Genomic DNA, 21395 nt, shown 5'->3' on the forward strand with positions numbered 1-21395 from the left:
TTATTTTTTAAGCTTAGCGTAGTCAAATGCGGACATCTCTCCATAAGAAAGGTAGGAATAGTAATAATATGACAAAAACACTCTCAATGGATCAGCTAATGGCTGAAGTAGAGGTTAAGGCCCCAGGTGTTGGGGATATTTTGGAAGGTACAGTACTGAGCGTAGAAAAGCACGAAATATGGCTTGATCTTGGTGCATCGGGGACTGGTGTGGTGTTGGGTCGAGAGACTGAGTCGGCAGTACGAGCGCTCCAGCCTGGCGATACAATTTCAGCCTCTGTTTTGGATCCGGAAACAGATGAAGGTTATGTTGTGCTCAGTTTACGCAAGGTAGCAAAAGAAAAAGGTTGGGAAACTCTAGAAGAGCGCATTAAGAGTGGTGAGACTTTTGGAGTTGTGCCATTTGATGCGAATCGGGGCGGTATGTTGATTGAGGTTGATGGAATCCGCGGATTTTTACCAGTTAGTCAGCTATCGGCAGAAAATTATCCACGAGTTTCTGGTGCTGATAAAGATGAAATTTTACAACGGCTTAATCATTTAGTTGGGCAAACCCTTATGGTGCGCGTCTTAGATCTTGACCGGAAGCAGAATAAGTTGATTGTGTCAGAAAAGGCTGCTCGTCGTGAAATGACTGAAGGTAAACTAGCTGATATTGAAGTGAATAGTGAAGTTGATGGTATTGTAACTGGTATTGTGGATTTTGGCGTTTTTGTAAATGTTGATGGCGTGGAAGGTATGGTGCATATTTCTGAAATTGCCTGGGATCGAGTGGATAACCCAAGCAAATATGTGAAGGTTGGTGAGACTGTAAAGGCAAAGGTGATCGCAATTGATCAAGACAAGCTTTCGCTTTCTATGAAGCAACTCAGTGCCGATCCGTGGATTGAAGAGAGCAGTCGTTTCTCGGTTGGCGAGTCGGTAGATGGTACGATTAATCGCATTACCCCGTTTGGTGCTTTTGTCCAAATTACTCCTGTCATTGAGGCTTTGGTGCATATCTCAGAGCTTTCGGAAGATCATGTTGCTGACCCAAATGACCTAGTGAAGGTTGGCGAAAAGAAAACATTCCGTGTGATTGCAATTGATCCAGCTCAGCATAAGTTATCACTTTCTTTGAAGCCAGCTAAGGCCGACAAAAAGCAGGAGGATTAAGCGACATGGGGCGACCCAAAGGCAACACATTACCCGAGCGAACGTGTCGGATGTGTCGAGGGCGTTTCCCAAAGAATCAATTAGAGCGCTGGGTGTTGCGTGGGTCGGAGCTGGTGCTTGACTTAAAACAGATAGAGTCAGGGCGAGGATGGTATAGTTGTAAGAAGCCAGCTTGTTCGAGAAAAATGCACGAAGTTGGTGCTCGGGTGGCTTTATCACGCCGCCACCGCAAACCCAAACAGGAGAAAACTACATGACAGAAAATCCAGTTGAATTACGCAAGATAAGTATTCCTAAAACTATTGCTGTACATGATTTAGCTTCTCGTCTGGAAGTTCCTGCTACAAAAGTAATTGGTGAGCTGATGCGTAATGGGGTGATGGCTACTATTAATGAGTCAATTGATTTTGACACAGCAAGCATTATATCGGAGGAGTTTGATGTAGCAGTTGAGCTGGAGACTACAGTTGACGAGCGTCCAGTCCGTAGTGATGAGCCTGTCGGCAAGAAGAAGTCTCGTCCGCCGGTGGTGGCAGTTATGGGGCATGTGGATCATGGTAAAACCAGCGTGCTTGATGCAATTCGCGATACTGAAACTGCTACACGGGAAGCTGGCGGTATTACTCAGCATATTGGCGCCTATCAAGTACACCGCAAAGATCGAACACTGACTTTTTTAGATACGCCTGGGCATGAGGCATTTTCAGCCATTCGAGCTCATGGCGTGCGGGCCACCGATGTGGTGGTGATTGTAATTGCTGCCGATGATGGCGTAAAGCCACAGACTCAGGAAGCTGTCAGGTTGGCTCAAGAGGCTGGGGTGGGTATTGTGGTTGCGATTAATAAAGTTGATAAGGCCGATGCTGATGTTGCACGAATTAAGCAACAGCTATCCGAAATACAGTTAATCCCTGATGATTGGGGTGGTGATACACCGTGTGTTGAGGTGTCGGCGAAGGCTAAAACAGGTTTAGAGGCATTACTTGATATGATTTTACTAGTCAGTGATATTCATAAGCCTGAGGCTACATATGATGGGCCAGCCCGCGGAGTTATTATTGAAAGTCATATGGAAACTGGTCGTGGCGCTACGGTAACTCTCCTGATTGAGCAGGGTACACTTAAACCCGGAGACTATGTTGTGGCTGGTAGTACGTATGGTAAGGTGCGGTCGCTTGATAATTATGCAGGTAAGCCGATAAAACAGGCAACTCCATCTACTCCGGTTGTGGTGACTGGCTTCAAGGCTGTGCCTGCCTTTGGTGACTGGTTTGAGGTTGTTGAAAACGAGAAAGTGGCTAAGGATTGGCAGATTAAGCAGGCGCGTAAAAGTAGTATAAAAAGTGTTGCTAAGCCAAAATCGGTCAATGCTTCAGATTTGGCTCGGGCTGTGAGTCGTGGTGCTGTAAAAGAGTTAACTATTATTATAAAAGCCGATGCCCAAGGTTCGTTGGAGTCAATTACTCAGGCTCTGCATTTGATTGGTAATGAAGAAGTGCAGGTGAAGATTGCCGCCAGTGGCGTAGGGGCGATTACCGAAGGTGATATTCATACTGCTACTGCCACAGGGGCAATTATATTAGGTTTTCATACGACGATTTCGGGTGCTGTTAATCAACTAGCTAAGCGATCGGGTGTTACTTTTCAGCTTTATCAGGTTATCTATGACCTGCTGGATGATGTGCGGGAGTGGCTAACGGCGTTACTGGAGCCTGAAATAATAGAGACAGAAGTTGGCCGACTTAAGCTGTTGGCTGTATTTAAAACTACCAAAGACCATGTTATTTGTGGTGGTAAGGTTATTCAGGGTCAGGCTGAGGCTGGCGCATCAATTCAAATCATGCGAGAGGGTGAGCTATTGGGCACTACTAAGCTAGTTGAGCTTCAGAAGCAGATGCAGCCAGCGCAGACCGTTCTTGCCGATGAAGAGTGCGGGATGTCTGTTGAACGAGTTGAAATAGCGCCTGAAGTAGGGGATGAGTTTGTGTTTATTCGTCGCGAAGTACGCGAGCGGAGTCTTTAAGGTGTCGAGACGCGCCGATCAAGTTGGGCGCGAGCTGCATCGACACATGGCACTGACTCTAACAGAGGTATTGCATCAAGGGGCACGAGTCACTATTACTCGCGTGAAAGCCACAGACGACCTTAAAACTTTACGAGTTTGGGTGCAGGGCTGGAAAAATCTTGATGATCGCGCAAAAGCAACGATAGAGCATCGCCTTCGAGGTGCCATTCGTTCTAGCTCACAAACCAAATTTACACCTCGGTTAATTCTTTTAAATGATGATAGTGTTGATTACGCTGAATATATTGATAAGCTCCTAAAAGAAGATAAATAGGTTTGACGACTTGGTGAGGGAGGACTAAGATAGGCATATGAAGCGAGTATTGTTGGTTGAGGATAATGATTTCATCCGTAAGATGTATTTGATGAAGCTAGGCAAGTCTGAATCTATTGAGGTGCTAGAAGCGGCTGATGGGCCAGCAGCACTAGAAGTCTATCAGGCACAGAAGCCAGATCTTATTCTTCTAGATATTATGATGCCAAAAATGAGCGGTATAGAAGTGCTGGAGGAATTACATAAGAGTGGCTCTAAGGTGCCAGTAATTATTCTCTCAAATGTGATGAGCTCTGAAACTAGAGAAGTTGCCACAAAGTATGGCGTGGTAGACTACATCATTAAAAGTGATCTCACTCCGTCGCAGGTGCTAGAGAAGATTGAAAAATATCTTTAAGCTAAGCGAATTTCACCGACATTGCATAGGTCGCGACCAGTAACTACCCTTTTCCCTGGTAGTTGAGCCTGTAGTATTTCGATACGGCCCTCCGAGAATTGCAGTAGTAAGTGTTTATTTTGGCAATACAGCTCTATTTTGCCAGTGGAAGTGTCGTGTATTTTTACCTGATGCAAAGAGAGTGTTTGTGGTTTATTACGTAGTAATATTGGTATGCGAACTCCTGGCCAACCAGAGTAAGCACGAACCAATCTTTCTAGCTGAACGGCAGTCATAGTTTTGGGGGAGATATCACCATCTTGTTTTTTAATAAGTTTGGAGTAGCTAGGTTTTTGGCTCAAGTCTTGTGGGGTGGGGGTGATAGTGTGACTTAAGTATGCGCGTAGGGTTGGCACGAGGAGGTTTCGACTAGCTTTTAGAAGCTTTTCCCAAAGCTCTAATTTTTGGATATTTGCTGGTACGGTAAAGCTATCTTGAGCTAAAATTGGTCCAGCATCCATTTCTGGCGTGATGAGCATAATACTGGTGCCGACGGTTGTGTCGCCGGCAAGGATGGTGCTCTCTAAGGGGGATGGTCCACGGTGCAGGGGCAGGAGCGAGGGGTGAATATTAATAATGCCGTGCGGAAAAGTGTCCAGGGTTTCTAACGGTAGAATTTTACCATAGGCAAATAGTACGCCAACATCAGGCTGGAGTTGTCGAATCTGTTTGGTGATTTCTGTAAGTTTTGTAGGAGTGAAGAAGGGTATTTTAGCTGCTTGAGCGAGCTGGGCCACTGGAGTGGTGCGCTGATGGGTGTGTGCATGCATTTTGCTTGATTGCGATACTACGCCAACTACGGTGATGTCTTTTTTTTGCAGTAAGTCTTGCAAGATAAGGGCGCTCGATTGACCGGAGCCAAAGAATATTATTCGAGTTTTAGTGTTGGTGGTGGTTTTGAGCATCAATAATTTCCTGCGGAATTTCATCTACGCTAATCAGCTGTCCGTCGTCATCGAGCTTTAATAGGGTAGAAGCATCTTTTATGATATCTATAAAGAGCTTGCCGTGCATGTGATCTATCTCGTGTTGAAAGACTCGAGCTGGGAAACCCTCCAGAGTCAGGCGTACCTCTTCACCTTCAAGTGTTAGGGCCTTTACTTTTATTTTATTAGCCCGAGGAATCTTTGCATAGTAGCCAGGCACACTGAGACAGCCTTCAACATCGACGACAAAATCTCGGCTTTTTTGGACAATTTCGGGGTTAATAAAAGTTAGAAAAGTCTGGTCTTTGCCGTCTTCAAAGTTATTACGTACAACTGTTAATTTTATAGTTTCACCAATTTGAATGGCTGCTAGGGCGGCCCCGTATTCGCTGTCATGATCCCAATCTAGTGTTGTATCAATCATGTCCTGAGCTAGTTTCTCAACCTTTGGAGTGACGCGCGTGATACGGAGTGATTTTTGGCGCAATCGCTGGTCGGGAATCGTGACAAGTTTTCTAATCATTATATTATTACATCAGAAAATCGAAATAGGGTCAATATCGTAGGATGTATTTCGAGGCAGGAGATGCGCTATTTGAGTGAGTTTTGTGCGGTGACTAGATTTACAGATAATATGGGCGATATAACCCTGACTGGTACGGGCATGATTTGGGGTGGCTGGCCCGAGGGTAGTAATATTTGGTGGGAGAGAGGCTGTTTTGAGCCAATCTTTGGCTAAAGACTGAGCTATCTCTGGTGATTTACCGAAGAAATTAATCCGTGCTAGATATTGATACGGTGGATAGCCAAAGTTATGTCGTCGCTTTAGTTCTTCGGCTGTAAAGGCACTCCAGTTGTGGGACCGAATATGGTCCCACAGTGGATTATCAGATTGTTTGGTTTGAATGATGACCTCTCCCGAGAGCTCACCCCGCCCCGCCCGTCCAGCAGCTTGCATAATAAGAGCCACACCGCGTTCGCGACTTTGATAATCGTCACCAAACAGCAATTCATCGCCTGCTACAATCCCAACCAGCGTGACGCGTGGAAAATCCAGACCCTTGGCAATCATTTGTGTGCCAATTAGAATATCAATTTTGCCTTGCTCGGCATCTGTTAGGATCTCTTTGAGCGGTACTTGGCTAGATAGATCGCGATCGATGCGTGCAAGTGTAGCTTGAGGGAAATATTTTTTTACTTCCTCTACGAGTTGCTTGGTACCAAAGCCATGAAAGCGTAGGTTGCTGCCCTTACAGGTAGGGCAAATACTGGGTGGGAATTGGTTAAAATTACAGATATGGCAGATGAGTCTGGCTTGGTCGGCATGAAAGACCAGGCTAGTATCGCAACGTGGACAGCTAATTGTGTTACCGCAGTCATCACAGCTAAAGCGACGGGCTGAGCCACGTTTATTGTGTAGTAGGAGGGATTGTTCACCGCGTCGCATGCGTTGTCGAAGGGCTTTGATGAGCGCTGGTGAGAGCGGATCGTAGAGCCCTTTCATGTCGGTAATTTCAATACTAGGTAGTGAACGCCCGGCGTGTCTCTCGGTGAGCTCCACAGCTTTTAGTCGGTCGAGTTGGCTTAAGTGGGTCATCACGATATTGTGTGTGGCGCTACCCAGGACTAACTTAGAATGAGTTAGTCTAGCCAGTTTAGCGGCCACTTCACGAGCTTGGTAGCGTGGTAGGTTTTCCTGCTTATAGCTTGTATCATGAGCTTCATCAATAATAATTAGCCCCAGATTATTAATCGGTAAAAATAGACTAGATCGAGGACCTAGATATAGTTTAGGCTCCAAACTTTTTAGGCAGTCCAGCCAGATATTACGGCGCTGAACTGCTGATAGGCCGGAATGGGTAATAACCATATTGTCTGCAAAAGATTGGGTGAGTCGCTTTTCAAGCTGTTGAGTCAAAAAAATCTCAGGCGAAAGATAGAGGACTGATTTATTTTGACTCAAATAATGATGAATCAGTTGTTCATAGATATGAGTTTTGCCTGACCCAGTCACACCACTGAGGAGGACTGGCTGATTGGCTTGAAGTATTTCATTTAATACGGTGTTTTGCTGCTGTGATAACGATATATGATGCGGCGTTGAGGTGTGTTTGGGCGGGGTATTAAGATTATTTTGCCGACGACGAGCTAAGAGACCGCTTGGTAGAATTGCGCCCCAAACGGCATAGTTGGTGGCGACGTAATAAGTTTTCAACCATTGGGCAATATCTAGTATGTGTTGGGGTAGTATGATGTCATCTAGGACTCCGTCAATTGACTTAATTTTAGGCAGTAAATATTTTGGAGGCTGTGTCTTGGCTAGAATTATGCCTAGGCTCTTTTGTCGACCAAACGATAAATTGACCAGTTGACCTGGCTGAAGTGTTTTGGTCGATTGGTGGGCATAGGTAAAGGTTTTATTGTCGAGCTGCCCGTAGGTCACCACATCAATCTCATAATAGTATGGATGTTCAGTCATATGCTTTCTATAGTACACCCTTATCTTGGTTGCAGTGCTAAAGGTCGCCAGGTATGATAGGTAGAGTTAGCGCATTACACTTTTTGTGTCTGCCTTATCAATGCTGAAAGTTATGGATAAAAAATTACGACGACGATTATATTTGGTGATTATTGCTGTGGTGATAGCGATGATTATTATTTTACCTCGCGAGGATCGAGTTCTGCGTGCTGTGGGTATTAATTTTGGTAATCCTCAAGTCAAGCTAGGTTTAGACCTGCTTGGTGGTACCAGTCTAACTTATGAGGCTCAGCTAAAAGATACACCAGCTGGCGATCGAACCAAGGCAATGGAAGGTGTTATCAATGTTATTACGAAGCGAGTTAATCCAGCTGGTACTAGTGAGGTGGTCGTTCAACAATCTGGTGAAAATCGGGTAGTTGTACAACTACCTGGTGTGACCGATGCCAAGGCGGCGGCCGATCAGATTGGCCGGACGGCTACATTAAGTTTTTATAAAGTCAATCCAGACAGTGAAGTTCCCACGCCGACAGAGCTTTCGGGTAAAGATTTAGAAAGTGCTACTGCGCAAATTGACCCCCAAACCGGTCAGCCGATTATCTCTTTTAGAATGCAAGGTGGAGAAGCGACCGATAAATTTGCTAAATTAACACGTGAGATTAATGAAACAGAGGGAGCTCGTTTGGCTATTGTGCTAGACAATGAGGTACTGTTTAATGGAGGTGTTTCCACTCCAATTCTTGATGGACAAGGACAAATGACAGGGTTTGAAAGTGTTCAAACTGCTCAGCAGACAGCTGTTCTGCTGAATGCCGGAGCGCTACCAGTGCCAGTTGAGTTAGTAAGCCAGCGTACAATTGGTGCAACTTTAGGTACGGAATCAATTTCGCGCTCGATTATAGCTGGTGCTATTGGTATATTGGCGGTAGTAATTTTTATGGTGATGAGCTATCGCTGGGCTGGTGTACTGGCTTCATTAGCCCTGATATTGTACGTAATTTTTAACGTTGCACTATTTAAGATTTCCAGCATTACACCTTGGCCAATTGTCTTAACTCTTGCTGGTATTGCTGGGTTTGTTCTATCTGTAGGAATGGCGGTAGATGCTAATATCTTGATTTTCGAACGTATGAAAGAAGAGTTACGCTCAGGTAAGTCGGTTAAAGCCTCGTTAGATACTGGGTTTGCTCGAGCCTGGAGCTCAATTCGCGACTCCAATACATCCACTTTGATTACCTGTTTTATTCTGTATAGTTTTGGCGCTACAATTATTAAAGGTTTTGCAATTACACTTGCGGTTGGTGTAGTGATTTCGATGCTGACAGCCATTTCAGTTTCGCGGACTTTATTAGGACTATTTGTACGGACTAAGTTTGGTCAAAACCCACAGCGATATAGCGGAGTTAAGCTACCTTTGCCACAGCAGAAATCTGCGGAGATATCGAAATGAATATAGTTGGTCGACGTAAGCTCTGGTTTGCAATTTCGATAATTATCATTTTACCAGGGATTATCGCACTTGCTCTGTGGGGCCTTAAGCCAGGCATTGATTTTGCTGGTGGACAAGTGATGGAAGTTGGCAAAGTTGTTGATGTTGAAAAAGTTAAGCCAATTTTTGAAGCTGCTGGCGCGCGCGATATATCAACCACCACGACTGGCGCAGGGACAATTTTGGTGCGCTACCGTGATGCTGAAGGTAAGTCTTCAGCCGACAGTAATGAGGAGATTAAGCAGGCGCTGATTGGTATCGGTGCCGAACAGGTAAGCTATGAGTCGGTTGGGCCAGCCGTTAGTCGAGATATTACCCGCAATGCAGTTATATCTGTAGCTTTGGCGGCATTGGCGATAGTTGTCTTTTTAGCAATCTCTTTCCGCAATACACCACCGCCTGTTAGTCCCTGGAGTTTTGGCATAACAGCAGTAATTGCACTTTTGCATGACACAATTGCACTGCTTGGTATATTTGCTATTCTCGGGCATTTTTACCAGGTAGAGATTGATTCATTATTTATCACAGCGGTACTAACCACAATTGGTTTTTCGGTGCATGACACGATTGTTGTTTTTGATCGTATTCGTGAAAATCTTAAACGCTACACTCATTCTTTTGAGATTATAGTAAATGACAGTATTGTTGAGACGGTTGCACGGTCACTATCGACGAGTATTACGGTGCTATTCACATTATTGGCGCTACTAATATTTGGCGGTGAAACCATTCGGCTATTTGTTCTAGCCCTTTTACTAGGAGTACTATTGGGAACCTATTCCTCTATTCTAAATGCTGCACCCATGTTAGTAGTTTGGAATAACTATAAGGTAAAGCGCCAGGCCAAGAAGAAGCTAGCACCAGCCAAGCCAAAGCTTAAGAAAGCTTAATTCCTATCATATTTTCATGAAGTTTTAGGGGCTTTTTACTACGTAGAGGCCATTTACGGCATCTGAATCTTGCTTGTTCTCCAGGCTAGCCGTTAGAGTAAACTGTGATCCATCTGAGTTATAGCCGTACTTAATGATTAGATTTGATTCTGGATTACTCAAGGGGTCATTTTTTACTTCACGTAAGTAAGGAGGGTTGGAGCTAGTCAGGATTTTTAATGTTTCAATATCGTTACCAGATGGGTAGCTACCATTATTTTTCTTATAGGCTGCTAGCGCTATGGCCATTGTATTGAGAGTGTCCTTACGCTCGGCATCATGTTTAGCGGATTCTGTTAGGTTGCTGGGTGTCGGGCTAGTGCTTTGAGGGCTCACCGGCTGACTAGATACGCTCGGGCTTTGTGATGTTGGCTTGGGTTTTTGCACCAGACTTAATATGAGGAAAGTGCCTACACCAAGTAGTAGAATAATAGTAACGGTGATAATCAGGTAGTTCGAACGAGAGCTTGAGGTCTGCTTACTTGAAGAAGCGGCTGCCAGCAGGGCGTCAGCTCGATCCATGGCGGTTGTTGAGTCTTGATCTAACTCTTTTGAGGCTGGTTTGTCGTGATATTCTATCTTGGAGTTTGTTTGTTGAGGGTTGTGGAGCGGAGAGTGGTATTCGGGACTACTAGAGTTATTAGGTGACTCAACCTCACTCATATTGAGCATATAAGGACTCGGCTTGTGTGGCTCATCAACCTCGACAAAATTATCTTGATTCTCTGCGGTGACTTGATCTTTTACAGTGGTTTGGTCGATTGGTGCTGGGGATGGGTAATATTGGTAGTCTTCGGAGGTGGGGGCAGTAGACTCGGTTGATACTGGTATATCAGGCTGCTCTAGGCTACTCTCGGGCTCAATAGCTGATTCAAGCTCTGGTGTTTCTAGGGCTTTCCTATAGCGGTCGAGTCGTCGTTTGTATTGCGATGAAGCATGATGATTAATTATACGAGGCGGCTCACTATAGGATGTATCCTCTTCTGAGGTATTGGCAATATCTGAGTCTGTTAGGGTTGGTGTATTAGGTGGATCATCTGGAGAAATCAGGTTATCTAAGCCGCGCGGCGCCTCTAGATTACCGGGCGACAGCGACTCTTCATATTTACCTTGGTCTTCATCGGCTGAAGGAGTGTGGTTATGGTGTCGACGCTGCAAATATCCGCAACTAATACAAAGGTTACCAACCTCGGAGTTGGCTAATTGAGAGAAGCATTGTGGGCAGGTTGAATTCATAATTATTGAAGTTACTTCTTAATGTTTATATTGTACCAAAGAAAGTTATGCTTAAGCTATTGTAAAAAATACTGTTGCAAATTAAACTATAGAAGGATATTCAAATCAATCGAAAAAATAATCTTATAAAAGAAAGATATAACGTTAGAAAAACAATGCTTCAATACTTCATTACATCAAAAACTCGACGTAAAATTATTACTGTTTTCTCTAAATACCCGGATTATCGCGTACATGTTCGTGGGCTCGCAAAGCTGATACGTGAGGATCCGGGTAATGTTGCGCGTGAGCTTGAGCGCCTACATCGTATTAAGTATGTTTCAAGTGCTAAACAGGGAAATACAAAGCTTTACTGGGTTAATCAAGACTTTTCGATTTATAAGGAATTACAGAGTATAGTTCTAAAAACAACCAGGAAGACCAAATAATATGATGAAAAAAAGTCAGCTTACGATCAAAAAAATTATTCGAGATTTACGTCGTTATGAGGCTCAGTCTGGCGCGAATCATAGTGCCGTAATGATTCGTTCAGTGCGTTCATACCGCTCGGAGCGCCCAATTGGCTTTCAGTCTCGTTCTGGCCACTCCTATTTCGTTAGGTAGCAATAAGTTATAATGGCTCCTGATGGAGCAACAAGAGAAATTGCATTGGCATATACCCGATTCTACCCATGTGGAGGTTGCAGAATTGGCAACTACAATTGCGCAGTCACGTGGCGTACAGATACAGGACTATTTTAAACTCGACTATACAGCACTTGGCGATCCTTTTGATTTACCTGATATGAAGCTTGCGATTGATCATTTGATGTTGGTTCATCAGCGTCAGGGTAGGGTGGTGGTGTATGGAGATTATGATATCGATGGACTAACCGCTACAGCTCTATTGAAGGATGCCCTAACTCAATTTGGTTTTGACGTAACGAGTTATATTCCAGATCGATTTGAAGAAGGATATGGTTTGCATGCACAAGCACTAAAAAAGCTCCATGCTCAAGGTGCTGATACGATAGTTACTGTCGATTGTGGTATATCGGCGACGGATACAATTGCTGAAGCAGTTAATGATGGTTTAAATATTATCGTAACCGATCATCATGCCGTACCGGAAGTTGAGCCAAGTGGCGCAGTGGCGCTTATTAATCCTCTGCGTAAACAAAATAAATACAAGGAATGTTCGCTAGCCGGAGTGGGGGTGGCTTTTGCGCTGGTGCGAGCCTTGCAGAGTCGTAATTTGGAAAAAATGCCTTTCGGGCAAGAGAAATGGCTACTCGACTTAGTAGCTTTGGGGACAATTTGTGATGTTGTACCTCTAACTGGAGAGAACCGGGTGCTTGCGAGCTATGGCTTGCAAGTTGCGCGTCGTAGTAGGCGAGCCGGTATTAGGGCTTTAGCTAAGGTTAGCAACACATCGCTAGATAGCTTGTCAGCCAGCGATTTTGGCTTTCGGTTTGGCCCTCGCTTGAATGCTGCAGGACGCCTGGAGCATGCTCGGGTGGCGCTGGAGTTACTGGAGGCTACAGAGTATGATCAAGCCTATCTGGCGGCCGAGCATTTAGACGAGCTTAATCGTGAGCGGCGAAATACGACAGAACAGATACAGGCCGCAGCTTATAAGGAGTCCGAACAATATTCGACTGATCAAATTTTAGTATTGTCTAGTCTGGATTGGACACATGGTGTTGTTGGTTTGGTGGCTAGTCGAGTGGCTGAACGTTTTGGTAAACCAACAATTATCTTGCAGGAAGAAGGAGAGTTTTCCAAGGGGTCGGCGCGTAGTGTGGGGACTTTTTCAATTATCGATGCGATTCGCAAGCAGGCGCCTTTATTGGAACGGTATGGTGGACATCAGGCTGCTGCTGGCATAACCTTGCGAACCGATAAAATTGATGAATTCCGCACGGCTCTTAATAATAATCTTGATGCCGACGATACTAGTAAGATGCAACGGGAAATTATTGCAGATTTGTGGCTAGAATCTGGATTTATATCTCAAGAAGGCCTGGATCAACTCGAGACTTTAGAGCCAACCGGGCAGTCGAACCCCGCACCAATTTTCTATCTTAAGACTAGACTGACCCAAGTTAAACCTGTTGGTCAAACTGGTGATCATGCTCAGTTATTTTTTGATATTGAAGGCCAGAGTCAGCGGGCAATTGCCTTTCAAGCAGCTAGCAAGTGGCCATTTCTTAAGGTTGGTGTAGAGATAGAGCTTTTACTAGCCATTCGCGCCAATGAGTGGCAGGGCGTTAGACGGGCGCAATTAGAAGTTTTGGACGCAAGAGAGTTAGTGGAGTATGACGATGTCGGCTGAGACAGGTAGTTTAGTGGCTATTCGAGATATGAAGCGTTTTACAAAAAAAGAGCGTACATCGATTGAGTCGGCATATCGTTTAGCAAAAAAAGCCCACTCTGGCCAAAAGCGCAAAACTGGAGAGGCTTATATTTCTCATCCGGTAGCGGTGGCACAAATCTTATTTTCTTGGCAGCTGGATGCGCCAACGGTTCAGTCAGGCTTACTGCATGATGTCGTTGAAGACACGGCGGTGACATTACAAGAAATTGAAGGAGAATTTGGCTTAGATGTTGCGCGCATTGTCGATGGCGTTACAAAGATCAGCCAAATGCGTGATCGCCGCGTAGAACTTGATAGTACTCGGTCATTAGAAAATATCCGTAAGCTTCTGGTGGCAATGGCAAAAGATGTTCGAGTTATTCTTGTAAAATTGGCTGATCGATTGCACAATATGAGAACTATCAAAGCGTTACCGCATAATAAGCAGATACGGATAGCTCGAGAAACGCTAGATATCTATGCCCCGATTGCCGATCGACTTGGGATGGGTGATGTGAAAGCCGAGCTGGAGGATTTGGCCTTTGCTGTTCTCGAGCCAGATAAATATCGAGTGCTCAAAAAGGAGGCTGCACTAAAAATTGCGCGAGGTCGTAAGGCGTTAGAGAGGGTGGTACCAAAAATTCAAGAACAATTAGATAGTCAGGATATAGAAGCCAAGATCGAGTTCAGAGTTAAGCACCTCTATAGCCTACACCGCAAGCTTGTGAAGTATGATAATGACTTTACCCGCATTCGTGATCTGATTGCGATGCGCATCATTACTAAAGAAATAGAGGATTGCTATCGGATATTAGGTATTATTCATAGCCTTTATTCTCCGCTACCACATTACATTAAGGATTATATTGCCGTACCAAAGCCCAATGGGTATCAGTCGGTTCATACAACAGTGTTAGGTAATAGGGATATTTTTGAAGTGCAGATTCGTACAGCACTCATGCATGATTATGCCGAACATGGTTTAGCGGCACACTTTCACTATGATGGACAAAAAAATACTCAAGCCTATTTAAGCGGTGGGACACCAGCAATTTCCAAGAAATATAAATGGGTACAAAATTTACTCGATTGGCAAGAACAATTAACAGATAATAGTAAGCTACAGGAGGGATTTAAGCTAGACTTATTTAATGAGCGTATTTTTGTATTCTCACCAAAAGGCGATTTATATGATTTACCTCGTGGTGCTACGCCGGTTGATTTTGCATTTCAAATCCATACTCAGTTGGGTCTATCATGTCGCGGGGCAAAAGTTAATGGGCGAATTGCATCGCTTGAACAGCCATTGGAGAATCGCGATATTGTAGAAATATTTGCTTTTTCGAAAGAACCCAATCCCAGCCGAGACTGGTTAAGCTTTGTAGTTACAGCAAAAGCGCGGACTCAGATAAAAAATTGGTTTTTATTAGCTGATCGTTCCGCAGAAGAGCAGCAGGGCAGAGAGTTACTCGATGAATATTTGACCAGTCAGAAGCACGCAACTTGGGGTGAATACAAGCTAGGACTACGCAAAGAGGTGATTAGGCGTATGAAGTATGATGATGAGGCTCAGCTTTTTACTGCTCTTGGTGAAGGTACATTCCAGCCAAGTGAAGTTTTACGAGAGTTATTATTTAAGTCATCGGTAATTCATCGGCGACCAAAATTTATGAATACTATAATACGTAGGGCACGCACAGCTCGACCCGTACCGTTAATCCCGGGTATTGAACGACAGCATATCTCACGAGCTGGTTGTTGTGCCCCGCGGTACCCCGAAGAAGTTGTTGGGTTTGTGAGTCGACTTGGTGTTTTTCGTATACATCTAAAAACTTGTTCGGAGATATCTAGACAGTTGGATCGCTGTGTGCCAGCTTATTGGTACTATGAATCATCGGATCATATACGTATATTTGGTTTGCCCGAGATGACAGCTGGGATACTACGAGCTATTTCACAGCACTTGCATGCTTTTGATGCGCATGCCAGCTCTATAAAAGAGACAACACAGCAGCAATTGGTGCAATTTGACGTCTCGCTGGCGTTAGTGCGGATGGATAAGTTGCCAGCTCTTTTGAGGGCACTTAAGCGGATACCTGGTGTAACAGCTGTTGAGCATTCTGTGAGTTCTAAGCGTTAACACTTGTACTGCATCTTATAATCTGGTATTATACGGAAGTCTATGTTACAAGTTGAACGCAAAGAAGAAGAATCATTAGAGAGTTTAATTCGTCGCTTTAATAAGAAAGTGACTCAGTCTGGATTGATGACAGTGGCTCGTCGGAAGAAATTCTATGAAAAGCCTCTTACTAAGCGGGCTGAGCGTGAGATTGCAATTCGCAAGCGTATTCGCAAAGAGCAAAAGACTCGAGAAGCTTTTGCTTTTCGGGGCTAATCTACAATGCGCCTGGACCAAACTCTCGAAACTGACCTGCTAGAAGCAATGAAGGCTCGTGATGAAATACGTGTCCAGGTTTTGCGTTTAGTAAAAGCTGCCTTGAAGAACCAGGAGATTGAAGTTAAGGGTGATCTAACCCCGCAGCAAATGCTGGCAGTTCTCCAGAAAGAGGCAAAAAAGCGGCACGACTCAATTACTCAGTATGAAGCGGCTGGTCGCGATGATTTAGTACGGCAAGAACGGGCGGAGTTAGAAATTTTAGATGAATATTTACCAGACCAAGTGTCTACTGAAGAGATGCGGGAGGCTGTACGTCAGGCGATTACTGATGCGGATGATAACTCGGCTACAATGGGGCAGGTTATAGCTCAAGTACGAGAGAAGTTTTCTGGAGCGGTGGATGGTGCGGCTTTAGCAGCAATGGTTCGTGAAGAGCTACAAAAATCTTCATGAGCTCACAATTATTTATACCTGAAAAATTACCGTTAGAAATTCAGCAAAAACAGCTTAAGGCATTGTTTGAAGCCTGGCTTAATCATGTCCAACTCGATTTACTAGGTGGTATATTAGTTCAATTTGTCAGTACAGAAGATATGCTTGAGTTGGTGCGAGTGCATCAGCAAAAAGATGAGTCAACAGATGTCTTATCATTTAACTATAACCCGCCCCTAGTAGGAGAATCTGGCGATAAGATTATTGGCGAGATAGTTATTTGTGAAGATGTAGCGCGAGACAACGCCGACAAACATAAGGTTGAGTTTGGAGTGGAGTGCATGACATTATTTGTGCACGGTTTATTGCATATTGCCGGCAAGGATCACGCTGGTCGGAGGGAAAAAGAGCAATTTGAGGCCGATACTCGTGCTATTATGGAGGTAGGAGGGCTGAAGCCGGTATCATTATGGTCGGATTAGTAAGTTTTCGTCATGCCATACGTGGTTTACGTATGGTGATTTCTAGAGAGAGAAATGCAAAAATACACTTAGCTGCAGCAATATTAGCTCTCATTACTGCTTTGCTCTTGCATATCACGTGGTTAGAGCTTGCATTAGTGATTGCAATGATTGCTTTGGTGTTTTTTGCAGAGGTGGTTAACACGGCTATTGAGAAATCATTAGATACGATGACGACCGAAAACCACCAGGTAGTAAAAGTAGTTAAAGATATGACCGCCGGCGGTGTCTTAGTAACTGCAATTGCGGCTATTTTTGTTGCAGCCTGCATCTATTTGCCAGCCTTAGTGAGGTTAATTAATAAATGATAGTACTATTTGGTAAGCCAGGGGCTGGTAAGGGGACTCAGGCAAAATTATTGGTAGATGAAAAGCAGTTTGTGTTGGTTGGAGCTGGAGAATTACTGCGTCAGGTAGGTCAAGCCAATAAAGATCTGGCAGAAATGTTGAGGGCTGGCAAGTTGGTGGGTGGAGATGTGTTATTTCCGCTTATTGCGACTTATTTAGAGAGGATTGGCCATCAACGTATAATTCTCGATGGTTTTCCGAGAAATAGAGATCAGGCTGACTGGCTGAAGCAACAATTAGAAAAGAATCCACCTGAAAGAATAGACCTAATTATTCTTAATATTAGCGACGAAGAGGTGTATAACCGATTGTCACGACGTGGGCGAGCTGATGACACGCCGACAGCTATCCAAGCTCGACTGAAAATATATCAAGAGGATGTATCACAGGCGATCGATTTATTGGGTGAGTCGGCTCAAGTGCACTATGTGGATGGCGCAGGTTCGATTCAAGATGTGTATGCAAGGGTCTTGAGAGTATTAGGCGAGGAGAAGACATGAGAACACAGGTAAAGACTGCACAAGAGATTTTAGATATGCGTAAAAGTGGCCGGATATTGGCGGTCATTTTAGCTGACCTTATAGATCAAGCAAAGGTTGGCATGACGACTGGAGATATTGATGTGATGGCACGTAAATTACTTAAAAAGCATGATGCTGAAGCGGCCTTTTTGGGGTATCAGGGGTTTTCTGGGGCAATTTGTATTTCTATTAATGATGAAATAGCTCATGGTATACCAGGTAGTCGAGTGATGGAAGCTGGTGATTTGGTGCACTTTGATTTTGGGGTTCGGTATAATGGTATGATTACCGACGCTGGTCGAAGTTTTGTTCTGGGGGCTAAGCCGACGGAAGATCAGGCTCGTCTATTAAAGGGTACGGAAAAGGCTTTAGATGAGGCAATCAAGTTAGTTCAAGATGGCGTGCATATTGGTGATCTGGGGGCTGTAGTGGAAGCTACGTGCGACCGGTATGATTTGAAGGTTGTATATGAGCTTTGTGGGCATGGTGTGGGGCATAATGTACATGAGGAGCCAACTATTCCTAATTATGGTATGAAGGGTGTTGGCGAAAGGTTAAAATCTGGCTGGACTGTAGCATTGGAGCCTAATGTATCACTAGCAGACCATGAAATGTATCTTGCTGATAATGGTTGGACCTGGATGACTCAGACAGGATCAATTGCGGCACAATTTGAACATACGGTACTTGTTACAGATAATGGATACGAAATTTTAACATCACTAGATAGCTAAAAGAATAAAAAAAGTATTCATAATTTAATCGTATACATAATTTGCACTTTATGTTCATACTAGTATACAATTTTTGTATGCAAGAATACTTCATTTATCTACAGGAGGGTATTGATGGCCGGAAAGCATGAAGCGACATATGTTGGGCTTGATGTTGGTACCTCTAAGGTGGCCTGCGTGGTTGGTATTGCTCAGCATGATCGACCTGATATTGCAATTATGGGACTCGGATCATCAACTACTACGGGGGTAAAGCGAGGGGTTGTAGTTGACTTAAATGATACAGTCAGTGCTATTACCACTGCACTTGAAGATGCTGAACGAATGAGCGGAACTGCAATAGAGCGAGTTAGTGTCTCGGTTGGCGGAAGTCATGTTCAAAGTCTGAACTCTCGTGGTGTAATTGCTGTGAGTCGAGCTGACCGACAGATAAGTCGAGAGGATATGGCGCGAGCTGAAGATGCAGCATCGGCAATCTCGCTGGATGCGAATAGGGAAATATTGCGAGTTATTCCACGATCTTATGTAGTGGATGGACAAGGGGGAATTAGCGACCCATACGGAATGACTGGTACGCGCCTAGAAATTGAGACACATGTCATAACTGTTGCTATATCTGCTATGAAAAACCTTGATGATTCGGTACATAGAGCCGGCGTTACCCCTAATGGATATATGATTGATCCATTAGCTTCGGCTCGAGCATGCCTCACCAAGCGACAGAAAGAATTGGGTGTTGTTTTGATAGACATTGGCGCGGAAACAACTGGAATAGCAATTTTTGAGGAAGGCAAGATTACCTATACTAGTATTATTCCTCTGGGTGGTAATCATATTACTAAAGACTTAAGTCACGCATTGCGCATTACGATGGATAATGCAGAAAAAATTAAATGTCAGTTTGGAGTTGCTCAAAAGCCAAAATCAAAAGATACCACTAAGCATGATTTATCAGATGTCGGTATTCGTGGCACAATATTGGCGAGAGAGCTGAATACAATTATTGAAGCTCGATTAGCGGAGTTTTGTGACATCATTAGTAGGGAGCTTAAAAAAGCCGATGGTGGACCAACTATGCTGGCAAGCGGAGTAGTCCTGACTGGTGGAGGATCAAAGCTTAGGGATTTATCTACATATATGGAGCAAAGCTTAAAGATGCCGGTAGCCCCCGGACACGCCCATTCTATTAGTGGAATCATTGATCGCGTTAAAGATCCGGCCTATACGGCAGCTATTGGTATGATGCTTGAAGATTTAGAAAAGCCACAAACTGGGCACAATATTAATGATAGAATTGGCCAAGCGTTTAGTAAGGTTCAGTCTATAATTAAGGGTTTTATACCTAGATCCTAAACTGTAACTATAAAACTAAACACTGTATAGAACAAATATTGTATCCAGAATATAACAGCAGAATTTTATGAATACAATATTTGACTTTATATGAATAATGCATTTATACTGTGGGCAAGTGTGGAGTGTATTCCACAAGTAATATATGGGTGTGGCAAGGATTGGCGATGTGGGTCGTTCAATCAAGCAAATAAGGAAGGGTACTAAATGGCAGAAGTTTTACCAGAGATTGAAGCATTTGCTCGTATAAAAGTGATCGGTATCGGTGGCGGTGGCGGTAACTCACTAAACCGCATGATTCAATCAAAAATCCGCGGTATTGAGTTTATTGCTATTAATACCGATGCTCAGGCTCTGCATTACAGTCAGGCCAATAAGAAGATACATATTGGTAAAGAGACGACTCGAGGGCTTGGTGCTGGTGCTAACCCAGAAATTGGCGCTCAGGCTGCTGAAGAAAATGAAGACGAGATTTATGCTGCATTAAAAAATTCTGAGATGGTCTTTATTACTACTGGTGAAGGTGGTGGTACAGGCTCCGGGGCAGCTCCAGTGATTGCCCAGATAGCCAGAGATATTGGCGCACTTACTGTTGGTATTGTGACTCGGCCTTTTAAATTTGAAGGCGACCGTCGTCGTAAGATAGCCGAAGAAGGAATTCAACGACTCAAAGAAAAGGTAGATACCTTAATTGTTATTCCAAACGATCGTATACTCCAAATTATTGATCGCAAGACATCACTTTTGGATGCTTTTGCGACGGTTGACGATATTCTTCGTCAAGGAGTTCAGGGTATCTCAGATCTGATTACGGTAAATGGTTTAGTTAACCTTGATTTTGCCGATGTTGAGGCGATTATGCGCGATGCCGGATCGGCACTTATGGGGATTGGTGTAGGCAATGGAGATAATCGAGCTGTAGATGCTGTTAAGCAGGCGATTGATAGCCCGCTGTTGGAGGTTTCAATCCAGGGCGCTAAAGGTGTAATGATTAACTTTACTGGTGGTCGAGATATGGGTATGCATGAGATAGAGGAAGCTGCCCAATTGGTGCACAATAATGTTGATACCGACGCCAATATAATTTGGGGAATGGTTATTGATGAGAATATGAATAATGAGATAAAAGTTACTTTGGTTGCGACTGGCTTTGAGGCAGAGCGCGGTGAGCGCGGTGGGGCTTTGTTTGGTGGTGTACCACAGCCAATTGGACAGCGTAGTGTGGGTGATCTAGCAGATGAGCATGAGGCCGAGCAAGAAGAGGCACCTGTTGCGATGGGTACACCCGTACCGCTGGAACCGGTTACTAGCCAGTCAGACTTAGGATTCTCCGGTATTCAGCCGTCTCCACCGGTGGTGTCTGAGCTAACCCCAGAAGAAGATGCGCTATCAACATTGGTGACCAATGGTCCTAGGGTCCGTAATGATGTGTTGGTTAATAGGGAGCCTCTAATATCATCTGAGCCAGAAAATAACCAAAATAGACCGAAGGAAGATTCTGACACCCTCACGTCATCACTTTTTGATGAGCCAATTCGACCATTTGATCAAGAATCAACTGAGCCGCCAACATCTGACTCAATTGCTTCCAAGAGGCCATCTAGCGCGTCCGAACAGGACCCTAAAACTATAGTTGAAACTCTTTCACCCAGTTTTGATGCGGCGGAAGAAGATGACTTTGATAAGCCCGCATATCTTCGCAAGGGGGTAAAGCTGGAGAGTTCCATTATTGAGGTAACGGAGCCGACAGATACTAAGTAGGGCAT

Annotated in this window: 23 protein-coding genes; 19 read left to right on the top strand and 4 right to left on the bottom strand. The window is 44.2% G+C overall.

The window, feature by feature from the left end; genetic code table 11:
* Positions 1-26: 26 nt before the first annotated feature.
* Genes IPM44_01135 through IPM44_01155 form a run of 5 tightly spaced genes read left to right on the top strand, consistent with a single transcriptional unit; the run spans position 27 to position 3890 of the window.
* Complete coding sequence (locus tag IPM44_01135) at positions 27-1154, top strand: S1 RNA-binding domain-containing protein (protein QQS27160.1); 1128 nt, start codon at positions 27-29, stop codon at positions 1152-1154.
* Positions 1155-1159: 5 nt separating this feature from the next.
* Positions 1160-1411, top strand: a complete 252-nt coding sequence (locus tag IPM44_01140) for a DUF448 domain-containing protein (protein QQS27161.1) — start codon at positions 1160-1162, stop codon at positions 1409-1411.
* Positions 1408-3177 carry a translation initiation factor IF-2 gene (locus IPM44_01145; protein ID QQS27162.1) on the top strand — a complete coding sequence of 590 codons (1770 nt, stop codon included), beginning with the start codon at positions 1408-1410 and terminating at the stop codon, positions 3175-3177. Before IPM44_01140 ends, IPM44_01145 begins: the two co-directional genes overlap by 4 nt.
* 46 nt (positions 3178-3223) lie before the next feature.
* The gene (locus IPM44_01150) at positions 3224-3493 is read left to right on the top strand and encodes a ribosome-binding factor A (protein ID QQS27163.1); all 270 of its coding nucleotides are present in this window, start codon (positions 3224-3226) and stop codon (positions 3491-3493) included.
* 37 nt (positions 3494-3530) lie between these two features.
* Complete coding sequence (locus tag IPM44_01155) at positions 3531-3890, top strand: response regulator (protein ID QQS27164.1); 360 nt, start codon at positions 3531-3533, stop codon at positions 3888-3890.
* Here IPM44_01155 and fmt read toward each other — a convergent pair.
* The 3 genes from fmt to priA are packed head-to-tail and all read right to left on the bottom strand — an operon-like array spanning position 3887 to position 7334.
* Positions 3887-4834: a methionyl-tRNA formyltransferase gene (gene fmt, locus IPM44_01160; GenBank protein ID QQS27165.1), complete on the bottom strand. Its 948-nt coding sequence runs from the start codon at positions 4832-4834 to the stop codon at positions 3887-3889. The two genes, IPM44_01155 and fmt, sit on opposite strands and share 4 nt — an antisense overlap.
* On the bottom strand, positions 4809-5378 hold the full coding sequence (gene def / locus IPM44_01165) for a peptide deformylase (GenBank protein QQS27166.1): 570 nt from the start codon (positions 5376-5378) through the stop codon (positions 4809-4811). Before def ends, fmt begins: the two co-directional genes overlap by 26 nt.
* 12 nt (positions 5379-5390) lie before the next feature.
* On the bottom strand, positions 5391-7334 hold the full coding sequence (gene priA / locus IPM44_01170; GenBank protein ID QQS27167.1) for a primosomal protein N': 1944 nt from the start codon (positions 7332-7334) through the stop codon (positions 5391-5393).
* 112 nt (positions 7335-7446) lie between these two features.
* Here priA and secD point away from each other — a divergent pair, with 112 nt between their 5' ends.
* Complete coding sequence (secD, locus tag IPM44_01175; protein QQS27168.1) at positions 7447-8784, top strand: protein translocase subunit SecD; 1338 nt, start codon at positions 7447-7449, stop codon at positions 8782-8784.
* Entirely contained in the window at positions 8781-9713 is a 933-nt protein-coding gene (gene secF, locus IPM44_01180) for a protein translocase subunit SecF (protein ID QQS27169.1), read from the top strand. The genes secD and secF overlap by 4 nt, the downstream gene beginning before the upstream one ends.
* 24 nt (positions 9714-9737) lie before the next feature.
* On the opposite strand, the gene IPM44_01185 is transcribed toward secF, so the two are convergent.
* Positions 9738-10988, bottom strand: a complete 1251-nt coding sequence (locus IPM44_01185) for a hypothetical protein (protein ID QQS27170.1) — start codon at positions 10986-10988, stop codon at positions 9738-9740.
* 155 nt (positions 10989-11143) lie between these two features.
* Between IPM44_01185 and IPM44_01190 the strand changes: the two genes are divergently transcribed.
* The 12 genes from IPM44_01190 (at position 11144) to ftsZ (ending at position 21390) form a co-directional block, all read left to right on the top strand.
* Entirely contained in the window at positions 11144-11416 is a 273-nt protein-coding gene (locus tag IPM44_01190) for an ArsR family transcriptional regulator (GenBank protein ID QQS27171.1), read from the top strand.
* 1 nt (position 11417) lies between these two features.
* Positions 11418-11591 carry a hypothetical protein gene (locus IPM44_01195; GenBank protein QQS27172.1) on the top strand — a complete coding sequence of 58 codons (174 nt, stop codon included), beginning with the start codon at positions 11418-11420 and terminating at the stop codon, positions 11589-11591.
* A gap of 22 nt (positions 11592-11613) precedes the next feature.
* On the top strand, positions 11614-13302 hold the full coding sequence (gene recJ, locus IPM44_01200) for a single-stranded-DNA-specific exonuclease RecJ (protein QQS27173.1): 1689 nt from the start codon (positions 11614-11616) through the stop codon (positions 13300-13302).
* The gene (locus tag IPM44_01205; GenBank protein QQS27174.1) at positions 13286-15463 is read left to right on the top strand and encodes a bifunctional (p)ppGpp synthetase/guanosine-3',5'-bis(diphosphate) 3'-pyrophosphohydrolase; all 2178 of its coding nucleotides are present in this window, start codon (positions 13286-13288) and stop codon (positions 15461-15463) included. The genes recJ and IPM44_01205 overlap by 17 nt, the downstream gene beginning before the upstream one ends.
* A 42-nt stretch (positions 15464-15505) precedes the next feature.
* Positions 15506-15718 carry a 30S ribosomal protein S21 gene (rpsU, locus tag IPM44_01210; protein ID QQS27175.1) on the top strand — a complete coding sequence of 71 codons (213 nt, stop codon included), beginning with the start codon at positions 15506-15508 and terminating at the stop codon, positions 15716-15718.
* 6 nt (positions 15719-15724) lie between these two features.
* Complete coding sequence (locus tag IPM44_01215; GenBank protein QQS27176.1) at positions 15725-16174, top strand: GatB/YqeY domain-containing protein; 450 nt, start codon at positions 15725-15727, stop codon at positions 16172-16174.
* Complete coding sequence (gene ybeY / locus IPM44_01220) at positions 16171-16635, top strand: rRNA maturation RNase YbeY (GenBank protein QQS27177.1); 465 nt, start codon at positions 16171-16173, stop codon at positions 16633-16635. Before IPM44_01215 ends, ybeY begins: the two co-directional genes overlap by 4 nt.
* Complete coding sequence (locus IPM44_01225) at positions 16623-16982, top strand: diacylglycerol kinase family protein (GenBank protein ID QQS27178.1); 360 nt, start codon at positions 16623-16625, stop codon at positions 16980-16982. The genes ybeY and IPM44_01225 overlap by 13 nt, the downstream gene beginning before the upstream one ends.
* Complete coding sequence (locus IPM44_01230; protein ID QQS27179.1) at positions 16979-17521, top strand: nucleoside monophosphate kinase; 543 nt, start codon at positions 16979-16981, stop codon at positions 17519-17521. Before IPM44_01225 ends, IPM44_01230 begins: the two co-directional genes overlap by 4 nt.
* Positions 17518-18276, top strand: a complete 759-nt coding sequence (gene map / locus IPM44_01235) for a type I methionyl aminopeptidase (protein QQS27180.1) — start codon at positions 17518-17520, stop codon at positions 18274-18276. The genes IPM44_01230 and map overlap by 4 nt, the downstream gene beginning before the upstream one ends.
* A 114-nt stretch (positions 18277-18390) precedes the next feature.
* Positions 18391-19629 carry a cell division protein FtsA gene (ftsA, locus tag IPM44_01240; GenBank protein QQS27181.1) on the top strand — a complete coding sequence of 413 codons (1239 nt, stop codon included), beginning with the start codon at positions 18391-18393 and terminating at the stop codon, positions 19627-19629.
* Between the two features lie 207 nt (positions 19630-19836).
* Positions 19837-21390 (top strand): cell division protein FtsZ, encoded by a 1554-nt coding sequence (gene ftsZ, locus IPM44_01245; GenBank protein ID QQS27182.1) that lies wholly within the window; start codon positions 19837-19839, stop codon positions 21388-21390.
* Positions 21391-21395 lie beyond the last annotated feature (5 nt).

The organism is bacterium (assembly GCA_016700035.1).
GTDB lineage: Bacteria > Patescibacteriota > Saccharimonadia > CAILAD01.